The sequence below is a fragment of the Bacteroidia bacterium genome (genome assembly GCA_025056095.1).
Classification (GTDB): domain Bacteria; phylum Bacteroidota; class Bacteroidia; order JANWVE01; family JANWVE01; genus JANWVE01.
The window spans coordinates 1-10,393 of the sequence record JANWVW010000097.1 but is presented as its reverse complement, the minus strand read 5'-3'; the positions used below and the strand labels follow the sequence as shown (position 1 = coordinate 10,393).

Annotated in this window: 8 protein-coding genes; 5 read left to right on the top strand and 3 right to left on the bottom strand. The window is 38.2% G+C overall.

Annotation, left to right across the window (positions count from 1 at the left end; genetic code table 11):
• Nucleotides 1-81 precede the first annotated feature (81 nt).
• Nucleotides 82-1,518 carry an Asp-tRNA(Asn)/Glu-tRNA(Gln) amidotransferase subunit GatB gene (gene gatB, locus NZ519_08290; GenBank protein MCS7028750.1) on the bottom strand — a complete coding sequence of 479 codons (1,437 nt, stop codon included), beginning with the start codon at nt 1,516-1,518 and terminating at the stop codon, nt 82-84.
• An 85-nt stretch (nt 1,519-1,603) separates the two neighbouring features.
• Between gatB and NZ519_08285 the strand changes: the two genes are divergently transcribed.
• From NZ519_08285 to NZ519_08275, 3 genes are all read left to right on the top strand, one after another.
• Entirely contained in the window at nt 1,604-3,841 is a 2,238-nt protein-coding gene (locus tag NZ519_08285; protein MCS7028749.1) for a T9SS type A sorting domain-containing protein, read from the top strand.
• Between the two features lie 202 nt (nt 3,842-4,043).
• On the top strand, nt 4,044-4,763 hold the full coding sequence (locus NZ519_08280) for a peroxiredoxin family protein (GenBank protein MCS7028748.1): 720 nt from the start codon (nt 4,044-4,046) through the stop codon (nt 4,761-4,763).
• An 83-nt stretch (nt 4,764-4,846) separates the two neighbouring features.
• Entirely contained in the window at nt 4,847-5,470 is a 624-nt protein-coding gene (locus NZ519_08275) for a peroxiredoxin family protein (GenBank protein ID MCS7028747.1), read from the top strand.
• Between the two features lie 31 nt (nt 5,471-5,501).
• Here the strand turns inward: NZ519_08275 and NZ519_08270 are convergent, their stop codons facing one another.
• Nucleotides 5,502-5,948, bottom strand: a complete 447-nt coding sequence (locus NZ519_08270; GenBank protein MCS7028746.1) for a rhodanese-like domain-containing protein — start codon at nt 5,946-5,948, stop codon at nt 5,502-5,504.
• 39 nt (nt 5,949-5,987) lie between these two features.
• Between NZ519_08270 and NZ519_08265 the strand changes: the two genes are divergently transcribed.
• Nucleotides 5,988-7,208 (top strand): glycosyltransferase, encoded by a 1,221-nt coding sequence (locus NZ519_08265; GenBank protein ID MCS7028745.1) that lies wholly within the window; start codon nt 5,988-5,990, stop codon nt 7,206-7,208.
• 205 nt (nt 7,209-7,413) lie between these two features.
• On the opposite strand, the gene katG is transcribed toward NZ519_08265, so the two are convergent.
• Nucleotides 7,414-9,618: a catalase/peroxidase HPI gene (gene katG, locus NZ519_08260; protein MCS7028744.1), complete on the bottom strand. Its 2,205-nt coding sequence runs from the start codon at nt 9,616-9,618 to the stop codon at nt 7,414-7,416.
• Here katG and NZ519_08255 point away from each other — a divergent pair.
• Entirely contained in the window at nt 9,608-9,823 is a 216-nt protein-coding gene (locus tag NZ519_08255) for a hypothetical protein (GenBank protein MCS7028743.1), read from the top strand. The two genes, katG and NZ519_08255, sit on opposite strands and share 11 nt — an antisense overlap.
• The last annotated feature ends 570 nt before the right edge of the window (nt 9,824-10,393 follow it).

Here is a 10,393-nt window from a genome sequence, read left to right as displayed (position 1 = left end):
CGATAGCGTAGCCCGAAGCACGCCGACCTTGTGGGCATGAGCGCAGCGAAACGCCCACAAGGGCACGCCCAAAAAATTACTTCACTGTAAGGCTTCTTGCATCATTTGATTGACTATCTTAGGATTAGCCTTGCCCCCCGATGCCTTCATCACTTGACCCACTAAAAATCCTAAAACTCCTTTCTTGCCCTTTTTGTACTCTTGAACCTGCGCAGGAAATTTTTGAATAATCTCCTCAATCAAAGGTTTTATAGCTTGAGTATCACTTTGTTGTATAACATTATGCTGCGTAGCAATCTCCAATGCTGTTAATTGAGGATGCTTAATCATTTGTGGGAATACAACTTCCTTAGCCGCAGTGGTTGAAATTTTATTCTGTAAAATAAGCTCAATAATTTGAGCAACCTGTGGGGGAGTTAGGGGGAACTTTGTAATAGAAGTAGCGGTTTCGTTAAGGTAAGTTTTGATAGGTCCCATTACCCAGTTTGCGGCTTGCTTGGGATGATTTGAAGCTTTTACAAGGGCTTCAAAATAATCGCTAATTTCTTTCTGCTCTGTGATAGTAGTAGCTTCAAAGTCAGAGAGATTGAATTCACGAATGTATTTTTCATATCGTTGGGCAGGAAGAGCAGGCAAAGCCGCTGCAATCTGACGAATATATTCCTCATCAATTTGTAGAGGTAACAAGTCAGGTTCGGGGAAGTAACGGTAGTCATGCGCGGTTTCTTTTGTGCGCATAGCTGAGGTTGTTCCTGAGATAGGGTCAAAGTTTCGGGTTTCTTGCTCTACTATGCCCCCTGCTTGATAAATTTGAATTTGGCGCTGAATTTCGTATTCGATGGCACGCTCCACGTTTCGAATAGAGTTCAAGTTTTTAATTTCACATCGGGTTCTAAAAGTACTCTCACCTTGTAAGCGCACAGATACATTGACATCGCAACGCAGACTGCCCTCCTCCATATTGCCATCGCAAATATCTAAATAGCGTACTATTTTGCGAATTTCAGAAATATAAGCACCTGCTTCCTGTGCAGAGCGCATATCAGGCTTAGATACAATCTCAATCAAAGGAACACCTGCACGATTAAGGTCAATTAAAGTATCAAATGGGTCTTGGTCATGAATGGATTTGCCTGCATCTTCTTCTAAATGAATTCGTTGAATGCCTATTTTTTTGAGCGTTTGACCGACCTTAACTTCTATATAGCCATCCGTGCATATAGGTGTTTTATCTTGGGTAATTTGGTAGCCCTTAGGTAAGTCAGGGTAGAAGTAGTTTTTTCTTGCAAAGTAACACTGTCTATCTATTTTACAATGTGTAGCTAATCCCATTTTGATAGCTAACTCAACGGCTTTTTTATTGAGTTTGGGTAGAGTTCCTGGATGCCCCAAAGAAATAGCAGACACATTGGTATTAGGTTCATCGCCAAAAGTAGTGCTATCTGCACAAAAAGCTTTGCTTTGAGTGAGCAATTGCGCATGAATTTCTAATCCTATTATGGCTTCGTAAGTATTCATCCTATGTGCAAAAATACAGAATTTAGTACATATCCACTTAAAAACTAAGTTTGCTTTTGCAGACCTATTTGAGTATATTTGTGGAGTGAAAAAGGGTTTTTATCTTGTAGTGTGTGGGATATTTTTGCCTTTGTGTATAGCAGGACAATCTATTTTTTCATTGAACAATAGTATTGCTGTACAAGAGGGTTCAAAAATACTAAGCAATGCTTGGATGGGAGGTTTAAATGCGCCACAGTTTTCAGAGATAGACTTAAATAATGATGGTTTTATGGATTTATTTGTTTTTGAACGAGCTACAAATAAAATTCATACATACCTTAACAATGGAATAATTGGAACTATAAGCTACACGTATGCCCCACAGTATATTAGTAGCTTTCCACAAGCCACAGATTACAATCCGAGTAAGTCTGGCACGTGGGCACTATTAAGAGATTATAACTACGACGGAAAGCCTGATTTATTTTTAGGTATGCCTGGAACAGTTTGGGTATTCAAAAATATTTCTACTCCTACTACAATTGAATTTACTTTGGTCAAGAAGCCCCTAAAAGCTACTTATTCTTCTGCAACTGCTAACCTGTATGTAGCACAAAATGATTTACCAGATATTATTGATGTAGATAATGATGGAGATTTAGATATCATGAGTTGGGACGTTTTAGGCATCGGGATATATTGGTTCAAAAATAAGTCTAAAGAATTGTACGGGCATGCAGATAGTTTGATTTTTGATGCAATAGGATGCTGGGGAAATATTAGCGAAGATGGTATGGAAATGCCCATGCTGAACTATTTTGGTTCAGGATGTCCAATTTATACAGGTAAAACTGAACGTGTGCAGCATGCGGGTTCTACTTTAACCTTGATAGACTTTGACAATGACGGAGATAAGGATATTTTAGTTGGAGGTCCAGGAATTCCTACTTTGTGGTCAGCAACAAACGGAGGAACACCAAGTTCAGCTAATTTTGTAAGTTATACTTTATCTTATCCTAGTGCATATCCTTACAATGTACCTATCTTTGCAGCAGCGTACTATTTAGACGTAAATAACGACAATGTAAAAGATTTGATTGTGGCTACTAATGAAATGGCTATGAATGCCATTACAGACAGTAAAAGTAGTATTTGGGTTTATTTGAATACAGGTACAACTAACGCTCCTATTTTTAATACGGCACCTATAACAGCTTGGCTACAAAGTGATATGATTGATGTAGGTAACAATGCCATTCCTACTTTTTTTGATTATGACGCAGATGGACTAGAGGATATTATTATTGCTAATGAAGGTCAAGTAGCAGGTGGAGGAAACTTGATGCTAGGTACTTTGACCTTGTATAAAAATGTAGGAACAGCTACTTTGCCCAGCTATCAAAAAATTACGGACAATTATGCAAATGTCAAAAACGATAGCTTGCGGGCAATCGCTGCAACTTTCGGAGACATTGATGGAGATGGGGATAAAGACATGATTATTGGCGATCAAACAGGCAAATTTCATTATTACCAAAATCTTGCAGGACCTGGTAATCCTGCTTATTTTGCACCTGTGGTTAAAAACGCTTTTGGGGGAATAGATGTAGGTTCATTTGCTACGCCCTTACTGTATGATATGGACACAGATGGCAAAATAGACCTCATTGCAGGAAATCAAAATGGTAAAATCTTTTATTACAGAAATAAAGGTACATTAACTAGTCCAAATTTTGTGTTAGAAGATTCTTATTTTGGCGAAATAGATGTCAGGAGATATGGTTATGGCAGTTCAGCTTTTTCTGTACCTTGTATTGTGGACTTGAACAAAAATAACAACTACGACCTTTTGGTAGGTTCGCAGTCAGGTTATTTGTATTACTACCCTGATGTACAAAGTTTAGTAAGCAGTACGTATGTACATACCAAGTTCACCTTGCAAGACTCCTCTTTTCAAAATATTGAACATGGCTTGCGCTGCGCTCCTGCTAAAACAGACTGGAACAATGACGGATATGACGATATTGCAATAGGTTTAGTTACAGGTGGGCTTAAAATGTATCAAAATAATGGGGTATTAAGCACCCAAAGCCCTAAACATGAGCTACTTCAAAGCTTAACTTTTTATCCAAATCCTGCTCAGAATCTTGTTCATATACAAATAAACACTCCTAAGTCAAATACATATCTTGAGCTAACGGATATAACAGGTAAGGCTCTCAAATCTGTGCCTGTTCAAAGTCATATTCAACAGTATAGTTTGAGTCTTTCAGACATTAGTAACGGAATTTATATGTTAGTTTATGAAAATCAGGTACAGAAACTAGTCGTGCAAAAGTGATTGAAAACACGCTTTATGTTAGTTTTCAGTAGATTGTAAAAGTTTTAGTTTTTGAGCTGGACTGCTTTTAAGGCTTGGTATCTACTTTTTTCAAAAGGTTATAAGCAAGATTGGCACACAAGTTGAAGTAAGTTAGATGGATGAATATTTATTAAAAAACTTGCATATTTGCTCTATAATTGTTTATCTTTGCTTGTAAAAAATGGATTTAGCTTACATTTCAAAGGTTATGAATATGAAAAAGCTCATTTTGAATATTGGAATTTTAGTGGGGTTTTCATTTGTGGGCCTTAGCCAACAAAGTATTGCGGAGTTAGCGCGTTCAGCTACAGGCTTAAATATTGGTGATAAAGCACCGAACTTTTCTTCCGTAGATACAGAAGGTAGACCCGTAAACATGCAGCGCTTACGTGGTAAAAACAACGTGATTCTAATGTTTTACAGTGGTCCTTTGTATTCTTTAGAAGAAGGTGCTATTAGAAACGGTGCAGTTGACCAAATCGCAGAATTAGTAGAAAACGGATTAAATGCTATTGATGCTAAACAAATAGAAGTAATTTTAGTAACTTCTGATACTCCTAACCAAATTAAAAAACTGAAAGAGCAATTTCCAAAATCCGAAAGGTTCCACTATATCAATGATGTAGGGCATCGGATTATGGACATGTACCAAGCTTCTTTCAAAATTCCTAAAAACCATCCTGATATTCAAGAGTTAATAAGACGCAACGCGATAAAAGGTAATATTGCAGAAGACTATTATGTAGCCCCTGCACCTATGATATTCCTGATTACAAAAGATGGGCGAATCAAAGCAAAGTTCAGTCAAGTAAACATAGACAAAATGCAGGAAGCTGGACTAGCAAGAGAAAATAGCGTAGCATATTCTTGGCGATATATTGAGTCAAAAATTCAAGAGTAATCTTTTCTTTTCAAGTCTGCTATTTAGTAAATAATTTATTATTGCTATAATTTAATTAAGCTATGGTAGTACGATTTTTTATTGTGAGCTTTGTGGGGCTACTTAGCTTCTTTGTTGCAAAAGCACAAGCTCTCAATCCCAATGCAGTTTTTGACTGTAATAATCTTTACAATGTAGAGGGAATGAAAATAGGCGAAAAAGCACCTCAATTTTCAGGTATAGACCAGGATGCTCGCCCTATTGTATTGTCTTCTATTCTCAAATATCAAAATAAAAATGTACTACTGATGTTTTACCGCAGTTCCATCTGCCCGAATGCCCAACAACAAATTGTTGAACTCCAAAAGAAAATAGAAGGTTTTGAGTCAAAAAATACAAAAGTCATCGCAGTTACTACTGAACCTATGGAAAAAATAATAGAAATGACCCAAAAAAATAAAGTTACTTTCTCGATTATACACGACAATAATCACAGAATTATGGATGCATATAGAAGCTCTGTTAAACTAACTGAAGCACAGCTCAAGCCCTTATTAGAGCAAGGCGGACAGATAGAAAAAAACCCAAATGAAGACTATTACACTATTCCTATTCCCGTCATTTACCTCATCAGCAGACATGACCAAAGAATCAAAGCTGTCTTCATAAGTGATAAACAACAACTTGTTTATGCCGCAGAGTACATTCAAAGCAAAATTTTAGAGTAAATACCTCAATCCCCTGAAAAAGGGGATTTTTTTAATCTGATCCACTTTCTATCTTTTGAGGAAATTTTTTTTCAAAAACTTCTATTCCTCCTTTGAGAACAAAAACCGTTTTTATATCGGCATCTATAAATTTTTGTATAGCTAACCTACTTCGTATCCCGTTATCGCAGTAGATAGCATATTTTGCGTTTTTGTTCAAACGACTGATTTCCAAAGCAAAGTTAAGACTTTCGTAATTAAGGTTTTTTGCATTTTTAATCCGCTTTTTTGAGTATTTTTCTGGTTCTCTTACGTCAATCACGATAGGATTGAGAGAGTCCAAAACTCTGTTAAAACGTTCAGCAGGCAAAGCCTGAATTAGCTTATCTTTATTGAAAGTATAAGTCTCTATCCCTTCTATTTCTTTATTTCCTGACACTTTTTGACTTCCACAACTTATCAGTAACCAAATACCTATCAGCCAGTAGCCTTTTTTCATATTTTGCTTGTGAAAATACAAAAGTAATAATTTTGCATAATGAACATTTTAGAAATTACACCCCGCATACCCTATCCCCCAAATGACGGGGGCGCTATTGCTATGTATAACACAATAAAGTATTTACAAAAAGCACAAAATACAGTTACTGTATTAGCTTTGAACACAAATAAACACTACCAAGATCCTGTTGTTCTGCAAGATATTTGTAGTGCAGTACATAGCGTAGAAATTAACACTGACATACGCCTCTTTAAGGCAATGTTTAATTTATTTAAGCGAGTACCTTACAACGTAGAACGGTTTATTAGTAAAAAATTTGCTCAGAAAATTGAGCAAGTTTTGAATCAGCAAAGTTTTGACCTTATTCAGCTAGAAGGGACATTTGTAGCTTGGTATGTAGATATTATTAAAAAGCACACTAAGGTCCCTGTATTTTTAAGGGCCCACAATGTAGAATATCTCATTTGGGAACGCTTGTACAAAAATGCACCTCGGCATCCCCAAGCTGCCTACATTCGTTATTTATCTAAAAAACTTAAACAATTTGAAAAAGAGTACTTTAATAAGTTTGATGGCATTTTAGCCATCACTGCTGAAGATGCCCAGCGCATGCGAGAAGATCTTCAAGTTTCTGTACCTATACAAGTTATTCCCGCAGGAGTAGATTTTGAAATTTTTCAACCTAATCCTGACATTTCAACTTTACCTAACAGTTTGTTTTTATTTGGCAGCTTAGACTGGATACCAAACGTAGAAGCAGTTTTATGGTTTTATCATCAGATATTTCCAAAGCTAAAAGAGCAATATCCTGATATTCAAATTCATATTGGTGGAAAAAATCCGCCTTCGGAAATTTTATCTTTACATGATGAAAAGCATATTTTTGTTTATCCGAATGTGCCTTCTGCGCGTGATTTTATGCAATCTTTTGAAATAATGTTAGTTCCTTTGCGTAGTGGTGGGGGAATGCGGATTAAAATTATTGAAGCAATGGCTATGGGCAAAATTGTTATTAGTACAAGTGTAGGAGCAGAAGGTATTCTTGTCCAAAATGAGCAGAATATTCTCATTGCCAACTCTCCCCAAGAATTTGTTACACAGATTACAAGGTGTTTTGAGGACTCGGGATTAAAACAAAAAATAGCTCAAAATGCGTACGTTACGGCGCGGCAGCATTATGATTGGCAAAATATTACTAAAAAAATGATAAACTTTTACCAACAGATTATTCGTAGTATGAGTAGCCAGAAGTCATAAAGTTATGCAAATAAAGGTTTGATATTTAATTTCAATTTTTTTAGGCTGCGTTGTTGTGTTTCGCTGTACTCATGCCCATAAGGGCACATCCAAAGAATTAAAACCTTAAATCTACCCATTCCATATAGCAAAAACAGACTTAATAAAGTTAAGGCGCCCCATTAGAGCGCCAAAACTTTTTTGCTAAATTGGCTTGTATAGCGTTTTAATTCATCAAGTCAAAGCGGTCAAGGTTCATCACTTTATCCCATGCTTTGACAAAATCTCTGACAAACTTTTCTCTACTGTCTGAACTTGCATAAACCTCTGCAATTGCTCTTAGCTCACTGTTTGCACCAAAAATTAAGTCCACGCGAGTAGCACGCCATTTAAGCATCCCTGTTTTACGACTATATCCTTCAAATTTAGTCTTTTTCTCATCCACAGGCTTCCATTCGGTATCCATATCCAAGAGATTGATAAAGAACTCATTAGTAAGTGTTTCGGGCTTATCGGTCAATACACCGTAATCAGAACCGTCATAGTTTGCTTTCAAGGCGCGCATACCGCCGATAAGTACAGTCATTTCAGGCACAGTAAGAGTGAGCAGATGGGCTTTGTCTATTAGGATATGCTCTGCGCAAGCTCCAGAGTTACCTTTTGCGTAGTTACGGAAGCCGTCTGCAATAGGTTCAAGAACTGCAAAAGACTCTACGTCTGTTTGTTCTGCGGTTGCATCCATTCTGCCAGGTTTGAAAGGTACAGTAATGTTATATCCAGCTTTACGTGCGGCTTCTTCTACTGCGGCACATCCACCGAGTACAATCAAATCAGCAAGAGATATTTTCTTGCCATCTTTTTGGGCGCTATTGAATTCTGCTTGTATTTTTTCTAACGTTGACAAAACTTTGCTCAATCGAGGAGGGTTGTTGACTTCCCAATTTCTTTGAGGTTCTAAGCGAATTCGAGCACCGTTAGCACCGCCACGCTTGTCAGAATTGCGGAAGGTAGATGCAGATGCCCAAGCTGTGGTAACTAAATCAGAAATAGATAGACCTGAAGCAAGTATGCGTTTTTTGAGTTCTTGAATATCTGCTTCATCTACAAGCTTATGATTGACCGGAGGAATGGGATCTTGCCAAATGAGGTCTTCTTTGGGTACTTCTTTGCCTAAATAGCGAGTTTTGGGCCCCATATCTCTATGAGTGAGTTTGAACCATGCGCGCGCAAACGCATCGGCGAAAGCATCGGGGTTTTCATAGAAGTGGCGTGAAATTTTTTCATAAATAGGGTCATATCGGAGAGCTAAGTCTGTGGTAAGCATGCCAGGCTTATGTTTGACATTAGGATCATGGGCATCAGGAACAACTGCTTCTGCATTTTTAGCTACCCATTGCCAAGCTCCTGCGGGACTTTTTGTAAGTTCCCATTCATATTCAAAAAGATGCTTGAAATAGTCATGATTCCATTTTGTAGGAGTTCTTGTCCAAGTAATTTCTATACCGCTAGTTATTGTGTCCCCTGCTTTACCCGATTTGTAATTACTTTTCCAGCCTAATCCCATTTGTTCAATAGGAGCACCTTCGGGTTCGGCTTCTAAAAGCTTAGCATCACCTGCACCATGACATTTTCCGAAAGTATGACCACCTGCGATAAGCGCTACGGTTTCTTCGTCGTTCATAGCCATGCGTCTGAAAGTTTCGCGAATGTCTTTGGCAGCGGCTAAGGGATCGGGTTTGCCATCAGGTCCTTCAGGATTGACGTAAATTAAGCCCATTTGTACAGCAGCAAAAGGATTGTCTAATTCGCGTTCGCCGTGATAACGTTTGCTGGCTAACCATTCAGTTTCAGAACCCCAGTTTACGCTTTCGTCAGGTTCCCAAGCATCTTCTCTTCCTCCGCTGAAACCAAATGTTTTTAAGCCCATAGACTCTAACGCTACATTACCTGCTAAAATGATGAGATCTGCCCAAGAAATTTTGTTTCCGTATTTTTGTTTGATGGGCCACAACAATCGGCGTGCTTTATCTAAATTTACGTTATCAGGCCAGCTGTTCAAGGGCGCAAAGCGTTGAAGTCCGCCTGATGCCCCTCCTCTTCCGTCTGAAATTCGGTAGGTACCTGCGGCGTGCCATGCCATACGAATAAACAAAGGACCGTAGTGTCCAAAGTCTGCGGGCCACCAGTCTTGGCTGTTGGTCATTAACTCGTGCAAGTCTTTTTTGAGTGCATCGTAATCCAAGCTTTGAAAGGCTTTTCGATAGTCATAATCCTCATCCATTGGATTGGACAACCTAGAATTTTGTCTTAAAATGTACAAGTTCAAGCGATTAGGCCACCAATCATGGTTTTTTGTACCTAATCCGAATCCATTTTGATGCCCATTACTCATGAAAGGGCAGCTTTCTACGTTTTGAGGTGTGTTTTCCATAGTAATTGCATTTGATTACTGCAAATGTAAATATACGAACACATTTGACCAAGAAAATTTTTTCTATGCAGATATAAAAAGAATTTATAGCTTTCAAAGTTTTTGTGCGTTTAAGTTGATATTAAGTTTTATTTTTTGGGCGTGCCCCTTGCTGACGCAAGGGTCGGGGCATTCCGCACTACGCTTCGCTTCGGTGCTTCGCTAACGCTGCGCACTGCCTAACGGCATGCTCCATGCCCCTCACGCAGATAACCTGTGCAGTTATGTCTTTACCTTGTTTAAGCTTGAAGTACAACCACTTACAAGCTAAAACTTTGCCTAAGATACAGAAGAATAAACTTTATTAAGTTTGATGTGTGAAGCATGGGGGATAGAGATTAGCTCAATGTAGGAACTTAGCTTGCATGGGCGTTCCGCCCATGCCCGCACGCCCAAAAAGTAATAATACCCAAACCTTGCACAACTATCAACTATACGTTATGTGTGAAACAAGATAGTCTTATGCAAAACAAAAACTGCAAGGTCAGAAACCTCGCAGCAGTCGCAGTTCCACAATGGTTCGATTAACACATATTTACACGGTCTACCAAGTAGAACGCATAAACAAAATAGTCGCAGTTCCACAATGGTTCGATTAACACTCCCAAATTTTGACCACAAAAATATGCAATTGCTGCAAACTACGCAATATTTTTTTCAAAAAAATATCTGCCATCAGACTTCGATCGTTCTGACAAAATGACATAGTGAGGTTAAGTTGATGATTTTGAGTTAG